This window comes from Clostridium sp. Cult2, from assembly GCF_021655075.1.
In the GTDB taxonomy this organism is placed as follows: domain Bacteria; phylum Bacillota; class Clostridia; order Tissierellales; family Tepidimicrobiaceae; genus Schnuerera.
Genome location: NZ_PPXX01000014.1, coordinates 1 through 15,993 on the forward strand (window position 1 = coordinate 1; position 15,993 = coordinate 15,993).

Annotated in this window: 15 protein-coding genes; 7 read left to right on the top strand and 8 right to left on the bottom strand. The window is 30.9% G+C overall.

Annotation, left to right across the window (positions count from 1 at the left end):
- Nucleotides 1-203 precede the first annotated feature (203 nt).
- Nucleotides 204-1,604 carry a UDP-N-acetylmuramate--L-alanine ligase gene (murC, locus tag C3E90_RS01590; RefSeq protein ID WP_236913796.1) on the top strand — a complete coding sequence of 467 codons (1,401 nt, stop codon included), beginning with the start codon at nt 204-206 and terminating at the stop codon, nt 1,602-1,604.
- A 27-nt stretch (nt 1,605-1,631) separates the two neighbouring features.
- On the opposite strand, the gene C3E90_RS01595 is transcribed toward murC, so the two are convergent.
- From C3E90_RS01595 to C3E90_RS01615, 5 genes are all read right to left on the bottom strand, one after another.
- A complete protein-coding gene (locus C3E90_RS01595; RefSeq protein WP_236913797.1) occupies nt 1,632-2,627 on the bottom strand; it encodes an LCP family protein in 996 nt (331 codons plus the stop codon).
- Between the two features lie 125 nt (nt 2,628-2,752).
- Nucleotides 2,753-3,607 (bottom strand): 3-hydroxybutyryl-CoA dehydrogenase, encoded by an 855-nt coding sequence (locus C3E90_RS01600; protein WP_236913798.1) that lies wholly within the window; start codon nt 3,605-3,607, stop codon nt 2,753-2,755.
- Nucleotides 3,608-3,624: 17 nt separating this feature from the next.
- Complete coding sequence (locus C3E90_RS01605) at nt 3,625-4,404, bottom strand: short-chain-enoyl-CoA hydratase (protein ID WP_236913799.1); 780 nt, start codon at nt 4,402-4,404, stop codon at nt 3,625-3,627.
- Between the two features lie 157 nt (nt 4,405-4,561).
- Nucleotides 4,562-5,872 carry a glucose-6-phosphate isomerase gene (locus C3E90_RS01610; protein WP_236913800.1) on the bottom strand — a complete coding sequence of 437 codons (1,311 nt, stop codon included), beginning with the start codon at nt 5,870-5,872 and terminating at the stop codon, nt 4,562-4,564.
- Nucleotides 5,873-5,956: 84 nt separating this feature from the next.
- Nucleotides 5,957-7,081 (bottom strand): SpoIIE family protein phosphatase, encoded by a 1,125-nt coding sequence (locus C3E90_RS01615; protein WP_236913801.1) that lies wholly within the window; start codon nt 7,079-7,081, stop codon nt 5,957-5,959.
- A gap of 206 nt (nt 7,082-7,287) precedes the next feature.
- Here C3E90_RS01615 and C3E90_RS01620 point away from each other — a divergent pair, with 206 nt between their 5' ends.
- Complete coding sequence (locus C3E90_RS01620; protein ID WP_236913802.1) at nt 7,288-8,550, top strand: methyl-accepting chemotaxis protein; 1,263 nt, start codon at nt 7,288-7,290, stop codon at nt 8,548-8,550.
- 7 nt (nt 8,551-8,557) lie between these two features.
- Here the strand turns inward: C3E90_RS01620 and C3E90_RS01625 are convergent, their stop codons facing one another.
- A complete protein-coding gene (locus tag C3E90_RS01625; protein WP_236913803.1) occupies nt 8,558-9,088 on the bottom strand; it encodes a cob(I)yrinic acid a,c-diamide adenosyltransferase in 531 nt (176 codons plus the stop codon).
- Between the two features lie 60 nt (nt 9,089-9,148).
- Nucleotides 9,149-10,285: a THUMP domain-containing class I SAM-dependent RNA methyltransferase gene (locus tag C3E90_RS01630; RefSeq protein ID WP_236913804.1), complete on the bottom strand. Its 1,137-nt coding sequence runs from the start codon at nt 10,283-10,285 to the stop codon at nt 9,149-9,151.
- Between the two features lie 152 nt (nt 10,286-10,437).
- Between C3E90_RS01630 and C3E90_RS01635 the strand changes: the two genes are divergently transcribed.
- The 5 genes from C3E90_RS01635 (at nt 10,438) to C3E90_RS01655 (ending at nt 15,274) form a co-directional block, all read left to right on the top strand.
- Nucleotides 10,438-10,815 carry a class II SORL domain-containing protein gene (locus C3E90_RS01635; RefSeq protein ID WP_236913805.1) on the top strand — a complete coding sequence of 126 codons (378 nt, stop codon included), beginning with the start codon at nt 10,438-10,440 and terminating at the stop codon, nt 10,813-10,815.
- A gap of 318 nt (nt 10,816-11,133) precedes the next feature.
- Entirely contained in the window at nt 11,134-12,360 is a 1,227-nt protein-coding gene (gene tyrS, locus C3E90_RS01640) for a tyrosine--tRNA ligase (protein WP_236913806.1), read from the top strand.
- A 173-nt stretch (nt 12,361-12,533) separates the two neighbouring features.
- Nucleotides 12,534-13,334, top strand: coding sequence for a CAP domain-containing protein (locus C3E90_RS01645; RefSeq protein WP_236913807.1), 801 nt, complete (start codon nt 12,534-12,536; stop codon nt 13,332-13,334).
- A gap of 93 nt (nt 13,335-13,427) precedes the next feature.
- Complete coding sequence (locus tag C3E90_RS01650; protein ID WP_236913808.1) at nt 13,428-13,883, top strand: MarR family winged helix-turn-helix transcriptional regulator; 456 nt, start codon at nt 13,428-13,430, stop codon at nt 13,881-13,883.
- A complete protein-coding gene (locus C3E90_RS01655; RefSeq protein ID WP_236913809.1) occupies nt 13,880-15,274 on the top strand; it encodes an MATE family efflux transporter in 1,395 nt (464 codons plus the stop codon). Before C3E90_RS01650 ends, C3E90_RS01655 begins: the two co-directional genes overlap by 4 nt.
- Before the next feature lie 38 nt (nt 15,275-15,312).
- Here C3E90_RS01655 and C3E90_RS01660 read toward each other — a convergent pair whose 3' ends face one another.
- Nucleotides 15,313-15,924, bottom strand: a complete 612-nt coding sequence (locus C3E90_RS01660) for an NUDIX hydrolase (protein WP_236913810.1) — start codon at nt 15,922-15,924, stop codon at nt 15,313-15,315.
- Between the last annotated feature and the right edge of the window lie 69 nt (nt 15,925-15,993).

A 15,993-nucleotide genomic window follows, 5' to 3' on the forward strand; every position in this document is an offset into this window, starting at 1 on the left:
TTAATATTAATATTATTTGATTAAAATCTGTGCCTTACAAATTTTGTAATAGGCCTTTAATATTGCCTTTTTATTATTATAGTAATATGATATAATCAAGCAGTGGCAAAAAAACACTTATTGGAATAAAATAATATTAATATGTAACTTGGTAATAATATTGAAAGAAAGCATTCAATTTGAACAACATAGGAGGTAAGTTTATGTTTGAATTTTGCATAAATGACCATAAATACTCTCACGTACATTTCATTGGAATTGGTGGGATTAGTATGAGTGGTTTGGCTGAAATTTTATTAATAGAAGGGTATAAAGTTTCAGGCTCTGATATGAATAATAGTTATATTATTGAAAGATTAAAAACCTTAGGTGCTGATATTTACATAGGTCATAATCAAAACAATATTAATGGAGCTAATTTAATTGTATATACAGATGCCATATCAAAGGATAATGAAGAATTGGTAAAATCTTTTGAAAACAATATCCCAACTGTCGATAGAGCAACATTTCTTGGTGCGCTGATGAAAAATTATGAAAATTCTATTGCAGTATCTGGAACCCATGGTAAAACAACTACAACTAGTATGATTGCCACAATATTAAATCGTTCACTACTAAAACCCACTATTTTACTAGGGGGCCAATTAGATGAAATTGGTGGAAATGTTAAGTTAGGCACTAAAAAATATCTTTTGACAGAGGCTTGTGAATATAAGGGAAATATTTTGAAGTACTACCCTACAATAGCCATTATATTAAACATGGAAGAAGAACATTTAGATTATTTTGAAAATATCGATCATATAGTAGATACTTTTACTCAATATGGTCGAAATATTAAAGATAATGGGCATCTAATTATAAACTCTGACGATATAAACGCTAAAAAGGTAATAGGAAATACAAAAGCTAAAGCAATTACCTTTGGATTAAATAATAAATCTGACTATTCGGCTGAAAATATCTCCTTTACGTCAGAAGGCTACCCAAGGTTTATGCTTAACATAAAAGGGGAATCCTTATATCCAGTGAAGTTAAATGTAATGGGAATTCATAATGTCTACAATGCATTAGCTAGCATTGCAGCTACTCATATTTTAGGAGTTCCTATTGATACTATATTGAAATCTATAGAGGAATATAAAGGGACCCATAGACGACTAGAAGTGAAAGGAATTATAAATGGTATAAAAATAGTTGACGACTATGCTCATCACCCTACAGAAATTAAAGCCTCACTAAGAGCTTTGAAAAACTCTACAAATAGTCGAATTTGGTGTATATTTCAACCCCATACCTATACAAGGACAAAAATACTGTTAAATAGTTTTGCTGAATCCTTTTCAGAAGCAGATAAAGTCATAATACCAGATATATATGCTGCCCGAGAAAAGGATAATGGTATTATACATTCTACCCATTTGGTAGAGGCCTTGTTGAAGAATGGAATAGATGCTAAATATATATCTTCTTTCGAAAGTATTGAAAACTATATTCTTGAGAATGCTAAAAAAGGAGACATTGTAGTTACTATGGGAGCAGGTAATGTTTATACCATAGGAGAAGCCATGCTAGAAAACAATGAAAAGGAAGCCATTTAACCCCCTAAATTTAGGGGGTTTCTCAATTTAAGGATTTTCAACAGAAGTCTTTCTTACATTATAAATATCTTCTAATAATTTTTTAATTTCCTTAGAATTGAATATATAATAGGATAAAATTTTACCATCATATTTTTTTAATTCTGCCTTTCCTGGTAAAGTCATAAATATAAAATCATCTGATTTCATATCTATAACTTTTCTTGAATAATTAATACCTTCCCAAAGCTTAATATCCGTTTTAATATAATCAAATCCCTTCTTAATAATTACAGGCAGTCGATAGGACAAAGTCTTATGGATAAAAGATTGAAGAAATTGTTGTTGGGATCTAATCCTACCTAAATCTCCATCTATATAACCACTTCCGTTGTTATTTCCCTTTCTATATCTTAAAAATTCTAAAGATTTTTTACCATTTAAAACCTGTTTCCCCTCTTTAATGTCTATATTCAAAGGGGGATTTGCAGTAGGGTCTTTATATTTCATATGAAAAGGTACCATTACTTCTACTCCACCAATTGAATTAATAATATTTTCTACCCCTTCATAATCCATTATTATGTAATGATGGATAGGAACTCCTCCCAATATATAAGATACTGCTTTTTTTACCCCTTCTACACCATGGTCCCCATATATAGCGTTAATCTTTCTTTGTTCCCCTCTATTATATCCCTTTCTATGGACATAGGTATCCCTTGGTATAGAAATTGCGTTTACCTGTTTAGATATTGGGTCAAAGGTTGCAAATATAATTGTGTCTGTTCTAGCATCATCCATTCCCAATAAGATTACATTTAACCTATTACTCTTTTTAAAGGCCTCCGATAAAGAAGAATAGGTTTTGATATTAGCAGTTTGTTCTTCGATATTGTATTTTTTTTCTATTTTGGATTCTCCGTCACTAATATTTGACCTTAACCTATTTTCATTGGATTTCAAATAAGAATAGGAGCCTAAAAAAATTGCAATAAAGAAAAATATAAAGGACACAATAAATACTTTCCAAAAAGTTTTCATTTATTAGCCACCTTCCATAAATGATATTTGCTATATATTGTGTCCATTCTCCATCTTTATATATCAAAAAACTTTCTTTTTGATATATATCAAAAAGAAAGTTTTCATCAATTAATTTATATACTTTATCTAGAATAATCGAAAAATCCTTTTTTAGTTTTTCTTCCTAATTGTCCACCCCTTACCATCTTCCTGAGAAGTGGGTGGGCTCTATACTTTGAATCACCAAATTCAGTATATAGTACATCCATAATTGCCAAACAAACATCTAAGCCTATTAAATCAGCTAAGGCCAATGGCCCCATTGGATGATTTGCACCAAGTTTCATAGCCTCATCAATATCTTCTACTGTTGCTACTCCATCTCCTAATATACCTACTGCTTCATTAATCATAGGAATAAGTATTCTATTTACCACAAAACCAGGAGCTTCCTCTACTTCAACTGGAGTCTTGCCTAAAGCTTTAGATAATTCAATTATTTGATTTTTAACCTCTTCCGAAGTTCCAATACCCTTAATAATTTCCACCAATTTCATTACAGAAACTGGATTGAAAAAATGCATTCCTATTACTTTATCTGGCCTATTTGTACTACTTGCAATTTCAGTAATGGACAAGGATGAAGTATTTGTAGCTAATATTGTATCTTCTTTACATAATTCATCTAATCTCTTAAAGGTCTCTTTCTTAACATCCATATCTTCTGAAATAGCTTCCACAATTAAATCACATTCCTTTAAATCTTCATAATTCGTAGTTATTTCAACTCTTTTCAATATATTATTCTTGTCCTCTTCAGAAATCCTTTCTTTTTTAACTAACCTATCTAAACTTTTATCTACTCCTTTTAAACTTCCCCTTGGATTTGATGCATCAATACTTCTAACCCACATTATAACATCATAATCTTTTTGAGCAAAAACTTGTACTATCCCAGAGGCCATAGTACCTCTCCCTAATATACCAATTTTCTTCATATAAACACCCCCAGATTTTATTTTAATTTATAGTTTGGTTTGCGCTTCTCTAGAAACGCTTCCATACCTTCTTTCTGGTCTTCTGTAGCAAAACATAATCCAAATAAATCTTTTTCAATAGCTTGACCTGTTTCAATATCCGTTTCTATTCCTCTATTTATTGCAACTTTTGAAAATCTAACGGCAATTTGTCCTTTAGATGCAATTTTATTGGCTATAGCCATAGCTTCATCTATCAATTCCTCTTCTGGAACTACTTTATTGACCAAGCCTATTCTATAGGCTTCTTCTGCATCTATCATATCTGCAGTGAATATTAACTCCTTAGCTTTCCCTAAACCTACAATACGAGATAATCTTTGGGTTCCTGCAAATCCAGGAATAATCCCAAGACCTACTTCTGGCTGCCCAAACTTTGCCTTTGGGGATGCTATCCTTATATCACAACACATGGTTAATTCGCATCCACCACCTAAAGCAAATCCATTTACAGCGGCTATAACAGGCTTTTCCATTAGCTCAATTTTCCTAAAAAGTTTTAACCCTTTATCTGCAAATTTCCTGGCTCTAAATAAATCCATATCTTTCATTTCAGAAATATCTGCTCCTGCAACAAAAGCACGTCCTTCTCCAGTAATTATCAATATATGTACTTCATCATCATCTATTACCCTATCTATTGACTTGTCCAGCTCATCTAAAACATCAGAATTTAATGCATTTAAAGCATTAGGTCTGTTAATAGATAAAATGCCTATGTTTTTTTCTTTTTTAAATTGAATATACTTAAAACCCATAGCATTTCCAACCCCCAATTATAATTATAATAATCTATTCATATTTTATCAGATAAAATATAATAAAACAACTAAAGATTGTTTATTTATTAACAATATTAAAAACACTAAACACTCTATTGTTAAATAAAGGCTAACGGTAATTAGAGGTTAGATTTTACTTATATCCAGGTTTTCCTAAAAGTTTAAACATATTAGTTTTATATTCTTCTACTCCCGGTTGATTAAAAGGATTAACCCCTAATATATATCCACTAATTGCACAGGACTTTTCAAAAAAGTAGATTAGTTTCCCAAAATAGTATTCATTAATCTCTGGAACATTAAGTACTAGATTTGGCACTCTACCTTTAGTATGAGCCAATAAAGTACCTTCAAAAGCTTTCTTATTAACAAAATCAATAGTTTTATCGGATAAAAAATTAAGCCCATCCAAGTTTTCCTTATCTCTTCTTATAATCATGTCTTTTCTTGGATTTCCTATATTTATTGTAGTTTCAAACAAATTCCTTTTCCCATCCTGGATTAATTGACCTAAAGAATGTAAATCCGTTGTGAAACTAGCAGTAGCAGGAAATATCCCTTTATTATCCTTTCCTTCACTTTCTCCATATAACTGTTTCCACCATTCAGAGAAATAATATAAATTGGGTTCATAATTAATAAATACCTCTATATCCTTTCCCTTATTGTATAAAATATTTCTAGCTAAAGCATATTGATAAGATATATTTTCTTCAATATCATCTTTTGAGTATTCTTCCATTCCAGATAAGGCTCCATCCATAAGTCTATCTATGTCTATTCCTGAAACAGCTATAGGAAGTAAGCCTACTGCAGTAAGTACAGAATATCTCCCACCAATATCATCAGGTATTATAAAAGAAGTGTATCCTTCTCTTTCAGCTAGCTCCCTTAAGGCTCCCTTAGAACTATCTGTTGTAATATATATCCTCTCTTTCGCCTCATCTTTTCCATATCTATTTTCCATATATTCCTTAAAAATTCTGAAAGCCAATGCTGGTTCCATAGTAGTCCCTGATTTTGATATTACATTAATGCTAATATTTTTATCTTCCATTAAATCCAATAAGTCCAATATGTAATTACTGCTTATATTGTTCCCAGCATAGTATATTTCAGGCCCTCTCCGTTTTTCATGGGATAGGTTATTATAAAAATTGTGATTTAAAGCCTCTATACATGCCCTAGCACCTAAATAGGATCCCCCTATACCTACTAGTATAAACACTTGGGAATCTTCTCTTATTTTGTTGGCATAAGCCTTAACCTTTTCAATTTCTTCCCTATTGTAATTCCTAGGTAAGTTTATCCATCCAGTAAATTCTTTGCCTATCCCCACCCTATCATGTAGTAATCTATGAGAAGATTGTATTATAGGTTTCATACAATCCATTTCGTGTTCTTCAATAAAACTGTTTGAATAATCAAATGTAATATTATCCATAAACTTCCCTCCATTAATTTATTCTAACCTATATCTATATTTTTAATAATAAAAAGTCTTAGAAGTTACCTTCTAGGACTTTTATCATTTAAGCACTTCCATTAATACCATTGCAAAATCATCTTCCTGTTCTCCCCATCTAAACTTTTCCACATTCTCTACTATTTTATTCAATATACCAACACCATTATTCTTTATAATATCAACTATCCTATCCACTCCAAATTCTTCTCCTTCTATGTTTTTTACTTCCGTTATTCCATCGGTATAAAACAGTACTTTGTCACCTTCATTCAATATAATATGATTTTCTTCATAATATATTTCATTAAATATTAAGGATATGGGAAATCCCTTCGTTGTCAATAATTCAATTTCATTAGAATTATATTTAATAGGAATACAATTATGACCAGCATTTGCATATTTGAAATGATTGCTTTTAGTATTAAATACTGCATAAAATATTGTAAAATATTTATCCACTTCTAGGCCTAAAGTGCTAAATTCCTTATGGAGTTCTGTTAGAGCAACAGAAGGACTTAAAACATCATCCTTTATAGCTCTCATGGTTTGTCTAACGAACATAGTCATCATAGAAGCTGTAATGCCATTTCCAACCACATCACAGATATATATCCCAATATTGTCTTCGTCTATATGGAAAACATCAAACATATCTCCGCTTAGCATCTCTGAAGGTTTATATAGATGATTTATTTTCAATGTTTGATAAACGCCCTTCTTTGGTAATATTCTATGTTGAAGTCTCTTGGCAAATCTTAAATCCTTAATCATTTTTTTGTTTCTCTCAATTAGTTCAAGTTCCAATTTCCTTTCTCTTGTTACATCCCTTAAGACTTCTACTGCAGCTATTACATCACCATTAGAATCTGTTAATGGAGAGCTTTTAACAGAAAAATATCTACCATTTATTATTTCTTCTTTTTGAACGGTTTCACTAGTTTTTATACTTTTTTTAGATATGCAAAAACCACAAGGTTCATCTTTACCAATAGATTGATAGCATTTCTTACCTATTAAATCATCTCCTAAAGCTTTTTTCATTGCTTCATTGGCATATATAATGGTACCATGAAAATCCACTACTCTAACCCAATCTGCCATACTTTCGAGAACATGATAGTTTAATTTACTGAATTCTTTAATCCTTTTAACTAAAGAGTTTGAATCTTCTCTAATAAGCATACTATCACCCTTTATATATAATAGCTACTTTGTTTAATGATATCATAATAATTTTCAAAACACAAAGTATTTAATCTTTATACTTATAAAAAAATATTCCAGATATTTTTCCCCATTTTCCCACTTTCTTCTTTATTCTCTATTAACATAAAATTAAATATATAGTATCATATATGTATTAGTCTAAACTAGAGGAGGAAATTTCAATGAATAAATTAAAACTCAGATTTTTTACTTTTACTTTTATAACTATTTTTATAAGTATAATTGCTACTTATTTCATTGTCAATTCCATTGATATGGATTTAATCCAAAACCCACAGCTACATATCTTATTTATAGCAATAATAAACACATTAATAATTGGTCTAATAACTCGAGTTCTGTTCAATAAAATAATTAATAAAACTTTTGATATAATTACTTCAACAATAGAACATATAGCCAAAGGAGATTATACCAAAATAGAAGCTATTAAAAACATTGAAGAACTTCCTCAAATAGGAGATTCTTTAAATAAAATTATATCTGTTACTAAGAAAATGACTACAGGAGTTAGAAAAAATTCTAATGTTTTAGCTAATAATACTAGAAACTTATCCTCGGTAATTGAAGAGACTACATCTTCCATTGAAAATATAGCTATGAGCGTTAATGAAATTGCTAAAGGTTCAGAAGATACCTCTATGAATATATCCGAATTAAGTGAAGCTATTTCTAACCTAAACAATCTATCTCAAGATACGGAAAACTTTGCAGAACAAGCTGGTGAACTCTCCATTTCCATGGCCCAGTCTGCAAAAAAAGGTTATGAAGATGTAGATAAAATCATCCATATGGTCAATTTAATAGAGAACACTACAAAAGATACTTCAAATATTATAGAAGAATTAAATCATCAGATTAAAAATATTGATAATATAGTAGTTATTATTAATGAAATAGCTGAACAAACAAATCTTCTTGCATTAAATGCTGCTATTGAAGCTGCAAGAGCTGGGGAAGCCGGTAGAGGGTTTGCAGTAGTTGCAGAGGAGATTAGAAAATTAGCCGATGCTACCCATACATATTCGGTAGAAATATCATCTATCACTTCCAATGTAACTAATAGTAGTACAAGTGCAGTAACTAGCATCGATGAAGTAAGCGAAGTAGTAGAAGAAAGCGTAAATATTGCAGATTTAACCAAAAAATCCTTTGATGACTTATTGATTAAAATTGATCAAATCAATATATTGATAACAGAAATTACAGAAGCTGCCAAAGAAGTCCGTAACAATAGTGAATATATATTGGAAAGGGCTTCAGAAATATCTGCCATTTCTGAAGAAACAACAGCAGCCTCTGAGACTAGCGCTGCTGCTGTAGAAAACAACCTTGCTTCTATGGAAGAAATTACAACTTCTATTGAAAATCTATCTTCCATTGCTGATGAATTAAATAAAATGGTAGAACATATTAGGATTTAACTATTATTTAAGGTCTATATTCTACCTTTATTTCTTCTTCTTCCAAATACCTAGCTAGAGCATAGATCAAATCCGATAATCTATTCACGTATTTAATCACCAAAGGGTCTACCTCACTATGAGAACCTAAGGTGATTATTTTTCTTTCTGCCCTTCTACATATAGTTCGGCAAACATGAAGATAGCCAGATTTCTTCCCTGAACCAGGAATTATAAAGCCCGTAGGATTATTTAATCTACCCATGTATTCATCGATATTGTCTTCTAAATATTTAATATCTTCTTCTACTATGTGATATTTTACTTTTGTTTTGTCTTCTGTGGCTAAATTACTGGCCACAGTAAATAGCTTGTTTTGAATTTCCTGAATAAGATCGAATATTTCTTTATCATCCATATAGTTCTTTGTAAGTCCTAAAAAAGACACTAGCTCGTCTACTGTCCCATAGCTTTCTACCCTTATATCATCCTTTGGTACCCTTTTGTTATCAAATAAAGAAGTAGTTCCCTTATCGCCAGTCTTTGTATAAATACTCATAACTGCGCCCCCCTTTTATTCTTCTAATTCAATTATACCCTTAAACTATTCATATTCTCATTAAATTCTTGGTGGCCTAGGTCCATAGTATTGATAATAATCCACTTTAATTCGACCATTATATAGTTTTCTTTTTCTATCTGCCTCTTTTCCATATAATCTTTCAAAATATTCATTTGAGGTTAGAACATATATGGAATAGGTATCTAGTTTTCTAAAAATTTCCCCCATATCCTTATACAGCTTATCCACCTCTTTTTCTTCTCCTATTCTTTCACCATAGGGAGGATTACAAATAATTACCCCGTAGTCCTCTTTAAAAATAAAGTCCCTAACATCCTTAACAATAAATTTTATATCCTGTTCTAAACCTATATTTGCTGCATTTTCTTTTGCCAATTCCACAGCTTTTTTATCAATATCTGAACCAATAATATTCAAATTAAAATCTTTAAGCATTACATCCCAAGCTTCTCTTCTAGCATCTTGCCAGTACTCTTTTTTTATTCTAGGCCAACCTTCAGAAGCAAAATTCCTATTTAATCCTGGTGCTATGTTCTTCCCAATCATTGCTGCTTCAATAGGAATAGTTCCTGAGCCACAGAAAGGGTCTGACAAAAACCTATCCTTGTTCCAATAACTCAATTGGATTAAAGCTGCAGCTAAAGTTTCCTTCAAAGGGGCTTCTACACTATGAGTTCTATATCCCCTTTTATGTAGACCAGGGCCTGAAGTATCAATGGTCAAAGTTGCAATATCCTTAAGTAAAGATACTTCTATTGTAAATTTAGCCCCTGTTTCTTCAAACCAATCCCTTTTATATTTAGATTTCATCTTTTCTACAATAGCTTTTTTAACTATAGCTTGAGAATCTGAAATGCTAAATAGCTTAGAGTTTATTGATTTTCCCTCCACTGTAAATTCTCCATCTTCTGTAATCCATTCATCCCAAGGAAGAGCCTTTGTTTTTTCAAATAACTCATCAAAAGAAGTAGCTTTAAACTCTCCTATCTTTAATAACACCCTATCAGCAGACCTTAACCATAAGTTGGTAATAGGAATATCTCTCTCTGTAGCTTTAAAGGTGACCTTTCCATTTTCAACCATTAAATCACTGTATCCTAGGTTTTGTAATTCTCTTTTTACAACAGCTTCTAACCCAAAAGTTGTTGTTGCAATTAACTCTATTTGTCTCATGATATTCTTCCTTTCTTAAATGATTCATTTCTATTATACCTAAAATAATAAATAATTACTTTTATATTGTGTATTTTTTGTATTACTTGGGTATCAATCTATATAGGTTATTCACTATGAATATTATCAATTAAATTAGGAGGTTATTTAATATGAAAAGTATTGGAAAATTATATCAAAGTGGAGATTGGAAAGGTGAAAAACATGTACCAGTTATTCATGCTCCTGAGAAAGTTAAAAAAGGAGATATAGTTGAAGTTAACCTTAACATTGGTGAAGAAATTGCTCATCCAAATACTCTGGAGCATTACATATCATGGATTAAGCTTTATTTCCATCCAGAAGGAAGTAATTTCCCAGTAGAGATAGGCAGTTATAATTTCAATAGTCATGGAGAGCATGGAATCTTTACTGAACCTTATGTATCAGCTAAGTTTAAGGTTGAGAAATCTGGAACCCTTCATGCTACAAGCTATTGTAACATTCACGGTCTATGGGAAAATAGTGTGGAATTGATAGTAGAGGACTAATATAGTCCTCTTTTTTACTCTTGACAATATCTATTTTATATATTAATATACATTATAAATCAATATTAGACGATGACGGATATTAGTAGCTCATTATGGTTAAAAATACAGAGAATAAATCATTTGGTGAGAGATTTGTAACCTAATAATTGAGCGAATTACGAATCCATAGTTTCAATAGGAAACTATTGCGTTTATCACACGTTACGTGATTAGAGGCTATATGCGAATTAAGGTGGTACCACGGGTGTCTTCTCGTCCTTTCATGAGAAGATACCCTTTTTTTATGAAAACAAATATAATTTAGGAGGTTATATAATGGCTAATGTTTTTGATGTCCTACAAGAAAGAGGTTATATTGATCAGGTAACCTATGAAGAAGAGCTTATAGAGCTTTTAGATAAGGAGTCTGTTACATTTTATGTTGGATTTGACGCTACTGCTGATAGCTTAACCCTAGGCCATTTTATTCAAATTATGGTTATGATGCATATGCAAAGAGCAGGTCATAGGCCTATTGCTCTATTAGGTGGCGGAACCACTATGGTAGGAGACCCTTCAGGAAGAACAGATATGAGAAAAATGCTCACTAAAGAAACAATTGATCATAATGCTTCGAGATTTAAAGAACAACTTTCACGATTCATCGATTTTGATGATGATAAGGCTATTATGGTTAACAATGCAGAATGGTTATTAAATTTGAATTTCTTAGATTTCATGAGGGAAGTAGGAGTTCATTTCTCCGTAAACAGAATGCTTACCTTTGACTGCTATAAAAACAGACTAGAGGAAGGATTAACCTTCTTTGAATTTAGCTACATGCTAATGCAGTCCTACGATTATTTAAAACTGTTTAGGGATTACAACTGTCGCCTCCAAGTGGGAGGCAGTGACCAATGGTCTAATATATTAGGAGGATATGAACTAGTTAGAAAACTTGAAGGAGATAAAGTATATGCCATGACCTTCAAACTTCTCTCCACTGCAGCAGGAATTAAAATGGGTAAAACAGCAGCAGGTACCATATGGTTAGACTCAGAAAAAACATCTCCTTATGAATTTTACCAATACCTAAGAAATTCAGATGATAGGGATGTGGAAAAATTCTTGAGTCTATTAACCTTCTTGCCTATGGATGAGGTAAAAAGACTAGGTTCTCTAGAAGGAGCTGAAATCAACAAAGCAAAAGAAGTCCTCGCCTTTGAAGTAACCAAAATGGTTCATGGAGAAGAAGAAGCTACTAAAGCCCAAAATGCTGCAAGAGCATTATTTGAAGGCTCCAAAGAAAGAGGTTCTATACCCTTTACAGAATTTGATAAAAATTTGTTAGAAAAGGGTATAGGAATATTAGATTTGATAAAAGATGTTGGTCTAACAAAATCCAATAGCGAAGGTAGAAGGCTTATTGAACAAGGTGGATTATCTATAGATGATGTAAAAGTTGAAGATATAAATAAAATTATTACTTTAAAGGATTTTGAAGATGGAAAAATTTTAATTCGTAAAGGTAAAAAAGTATATCATCAAATAAGAATTAAATAATGTAGTTTTAATAAGTCCTGCGTATGTAGGACTTATTATTTTATGGAATTTCCAATATTATGTTAACCTGCCATCTATTGATTGTTTATTTAATAAAAATTTAATGTTATACTTTTAAAAAACAAAAAAAGAAAGGGGGACGGATTGAATTTAAAATTTAAGGAGGATATAAAATGAAAAAAAAGAGTAAAAAAATATTGATTTCATTAGCTACAACTATGTTTTTATCAACATCTGTAGGACAGGCTGCAAGTATTAACTACAAAGACAATACTTATTATACACCTAGTAGCAATAGTTATAAAAATGCCTATGTAATAACTTACAATAGCTACTCAAATAATTACTTAAGAAATAGATTTAATAATGTAGTTATCAGATTTACCCCTAATTTTTGGGAATATGAAAATAACACTAATGTACCTAAAAAACCTGATACTCCTGTAGAAGAAATAGAAACACCAGATACTAATATTGATAAAGATAATAATAATAATGATAACAATACAACACCTAGTAACGATAAGAACAATAGCAATACAACTCCTGAAACAAAACCAAGCAACCCAGTTCCTGAAACCAAAGATAGTACAAATACATCAATAGAGATGGAAGTGGTTAGACTTGTAAACATAGAAAGACAAAAAGCTGGACTAGCTCCCTTGGCTTATAGTGAAGAACTATCTAAAGTCGCTAGAGCCAAGTCCCAAGATATGGCTAATAAAAATTATTTCAGCCACAATTCTCCTACCTATGGAGATCCCTTTAGTATGATGAAAAGTTTTGGAATCAAATATACTACTGCAGGAGAAAATATAGCTAAAGGATATTTTAGTGCTGAATCCGTAGTAAATGGTTGGATGAATTCATCAGGTCATAGAGCTAATATACTTAATCCAAGCTTTGGAACTATTGGAGTTGGTTATGTAAACGCTAATGGTACTACTTATTGGACTCAGATGTTTACAAATTAATCCTTGACTTTAAAAGAAAGAAAGTATAGAATAAGTAGTTAGAATTCTAATTATTAGAATTCTAACTACTTTTTTGTTTAAGGTGATGATATTGTGGATAATACTATTATAAGTACTAGACATGGTTTAATAAAATTCATGTCATTATTTCATAGTTTATTTACTCCAACTTTTAAAAGAAAAATAGATGACGAATACGATTGTACTAAAAATCAAATAAAGGCAATACTGATTCTAGGTAGAGCCAAAGAAATTACTCCTACCATATTGGGTAAGTGTATGGATATGGAGAAAGGCAGTATTACTACTTTAATTGATTCTATGAAAAGTATGAATCTAGTATATAGAGAAGATGATCCAAAAGATAAAAGAAAAATCATTATTAAATTATCTAAGGAAGGTGAAAGATATTATATAAGACAAGAAGAAAATTTTAATAAACGAATAGAGGAACTTTTTAGCATCCTTTCTAAGGAAGAAATTGAAAAATTTAATAATAGTCTAAAAACTATCGTAGGAGTATTGGAAAAAGTGAGGGATAATCAATGAAGACGAAAAACGATAAATCAAGATTTATAGGTGAAGAGGAAATTGGTAAACTTCTTTTGAAATTTTCTATACCTGCTATAGTAGGTATGTTGGTTAATGCATTATATAATATAGTAGACCGAATATTTATTGGTAAAGGTGTAGGTAGTATAGGAATTGGAGCAATATTTGTTAGTTCACCCGTTGCTTTAATACTTATGGCCTTTGGTATGTTAATAGGATTTGGAGGGAATTCACTATCTTCTATACGATTAGGAGAGGATAAAAAAGACGAAGCTGAATTGATACTAGGCAATGCTTTTTTACTATTATTCATTGTTTCATTGACCTTAAGTATTTCTGGTCTAATCTTTATAGAACCTTTACTTAAAATTTTTGGTGCAAGTGATACTATTTTACCTTATGCTGTAGAATATATGTCCATAATCCTTATAGGTGCACCTTTCCAGGCTGTAGGTTTTGGTATAAATGCTTTTATTAGAGGAGAAGGTAATCCAAAAATTGCAATGATTACTATGCTAATAGGAGCAATTCTAAATATAATATTAGACTATATTTTTATATTTATATTTAATATGGGAATAAAAGGTGCAGCTCTAGCTACTATTATTTCACAAGCAGTATCTGCCATCTGGGTTATTAGCCATTTTATAAATGGTAGAAGTATGTTGAAATTGAAAAAAGAAAATATTAAATTGAGAAAGTATATTGTGAAAAATATTTTTTCAGTTGGTTTTGCTCCTTTTAGTATGCAATTAGCTGCAAGTTTGGTAACAGCTATTCTAAATAATAGTTTGAATACTTATGGAGGAGACGTTGCCATTTCAAGTATGGGAGTTATTCACAGCATAACCATGTTAATACTTATGCCAGTCTTTGGCATTAACCAAGGTGCCCAGCCTATTATTGGTTATAACTACGGTGCAAAAAAATATAATAGGGTTAAGGAGGCTTTAAAAAAGGCAGCAATAGCTGCAACTTCAGTAGTAACTTTAGGCTTTTTAATTACCCAAACCATACCCCATAAATTATTTGGCCTATTCCTAGAGAAAGGCACAGAAATGAATACTATAATGGGTGTGGGTATTAAGGGATTAAGAATGTATTTAGCCATGTTACCCATAATAGGTCTCCAAATAGTTAGTTCTAATTATTTTCAAGCTACTGGTAAACCTAAACATGCTGCTTTTTTAGGTTTATCTAGACAAGTGTTGGTATTAATACCTTCCTTATTGATTTTACCAAAATTCTTTGGTTTAACAGGAGTCTGGTTAGCTGGTCCAGTATCTGATTTAATTGCCTCCATTTTAACTGGGTTCTTTTTAATTAGAGATTTAAGACAATTAGAAAATGGAATCCATTTAAATAATAAAATAATTGAAGAACAATAAACAAAGTTCTCTATTATGGTCTGTGCCATATAGAGAACTTATTTTATTATATCCACAAAATGTTTAGTCACCTTTGCAGTATATCCCCATATTATATAATTCTTATAATTATAAAAATAGACTGAATGTTTATCAAATCTCCAATTATAATTTTCCCCATTAGGTATAAGATAATATGGAAAATCTTTACTTATAGCTGCATGTAAATCTATATAATATAATTTAGGTTCATTATTAATGAAAAAATCTATGGGAACTGTGAATATATGATCTACTTCATCCTTATTTGGCCTAATATTATCCACATCTATATTATGAATTGTACCTAAAAATGAATGAATTATTGTATTTGAATGGGAAACTAGATAATCCAGTTCTCCAATTAAATTAATATTTTCTTTTTGAATATTAAGTTCCTCCATAGTTTCCCTTATGGCAGCTTCCATATAAGTTTCTCCTTTTTCAACTTGTCCTCCAGGAAAAGATATCTCCCCAGGCTGTCTTTTTAAATTCTTTGCCCTTAATTCGTAGATTATTTCCCATCTATCTTTGTTTTTTATTAAAGGAATAAGAACTGCATATTTTTGTCTAACCTCCAAGGGTCTTGGTGTTCTATCCTTTACTTTTCTAATAATATCATCTATATCCATTACATAACCCCCATATAAAAATTTAAGCGGTCATATATGACCGCTTTATATTATAATAGGTCTTCACTT

Bases quoted from the DNA above. Each gene is read 5' to 3' on its own strand.
- murC (WP_236913796.1), top strand. From the start codon at position 204: ATGTTTGAATTTTGCATAAATGACCATAAATACTCTCACGTACATTTC.
- C3E90_RS01595 (WP_236913797.1), bottom strand. From the start codon at position 2,627: ATGAAAACTTTTTGGAAAGTATTTATTGTGTCCTTTATATTTTTCTTT.
- C3E90_RS01600 (WP_236913798.1), bottom strand. From the start codon at position 3,607: ATGAAGAAAATTGGTATATTAGGGAGAGGTACTATGGCCTCTGGGATA.
- C3E90_RS01605 (WP_236913799.1), bottom strand. From the start codon at position 4,404: ATGGGTTTTAAGTATATTCAATTTAAAAAAGAAAAAAACATAGGCATT.
- C3E90_RS01610 (WP_236913800.1), bottom strand. From the start codon at position 5,872: ATGGATAATATTACATTTGATTATTCAAACAGTTTTATTGAAGAACAC.
- C3E90_RS01615 (WP_236913801.1), bottom strand. From the start codon at position 7,081: ATGCTTATTAGAGAAGATTCAAACTCTTTAGTTAAAAGGATTAAAGAA.
- C3E90_RS01620 (WP_236913802.1), top strand. From the start codon at position 7,288: ATGAATAAATTAAAACTCAGATTTTTTACTTTTACTTTTATAACTATT.
- C3E90_RS01625 (WP_236913803.1), bottom strand. From the start codon at position 9,088: ATGAGTATTTATACAAAGACTGGCGATAAGGGAACTACTTCTTTATTT.
- C3E90_RS01630 (WP_236913804.1), bottom strand. From the start codon at position 10,285: ATGAGACAAATAGAGTTAATTGCAACAACAACTTTTGGGTTAGAAGCT.
- C3E90_RS01635 (WP_236913805.1), top strand. From the start codon at position 10,438: ATGAAAAGTATTGGAAAATTATATCAAAGTGGAGATTGGAAAGGTGAA.
- tyrS (WP_236913806.1), top strand. From the start codon at position 11,134: ATGGCTAATGTTTTTGATGTCCTACAAGAAAGAGGTTATATTGATCAG.
- C3E90_RS01645 (WP_236913807.1), top strand. From the start codon at position 12,534: ATGAAAAAAAAGAGTAAAAAAATATTGATTTCATTAGCTACAACTATG.
- C3E90_RS01655 (WP_236913809.1), top strand. From the start codon at position 13,880: ATGAAGACGAAAAACGATAAATCAAGATTTATAGGTGAAGAGGAAATT.
- C3E90_RS01660 (WP_236913810.1), bottom strand. From the start codon at position 15,924: ATGGATATAGATGATATTATTAGAAAAGTAAAGGATAGAACACCAAGA.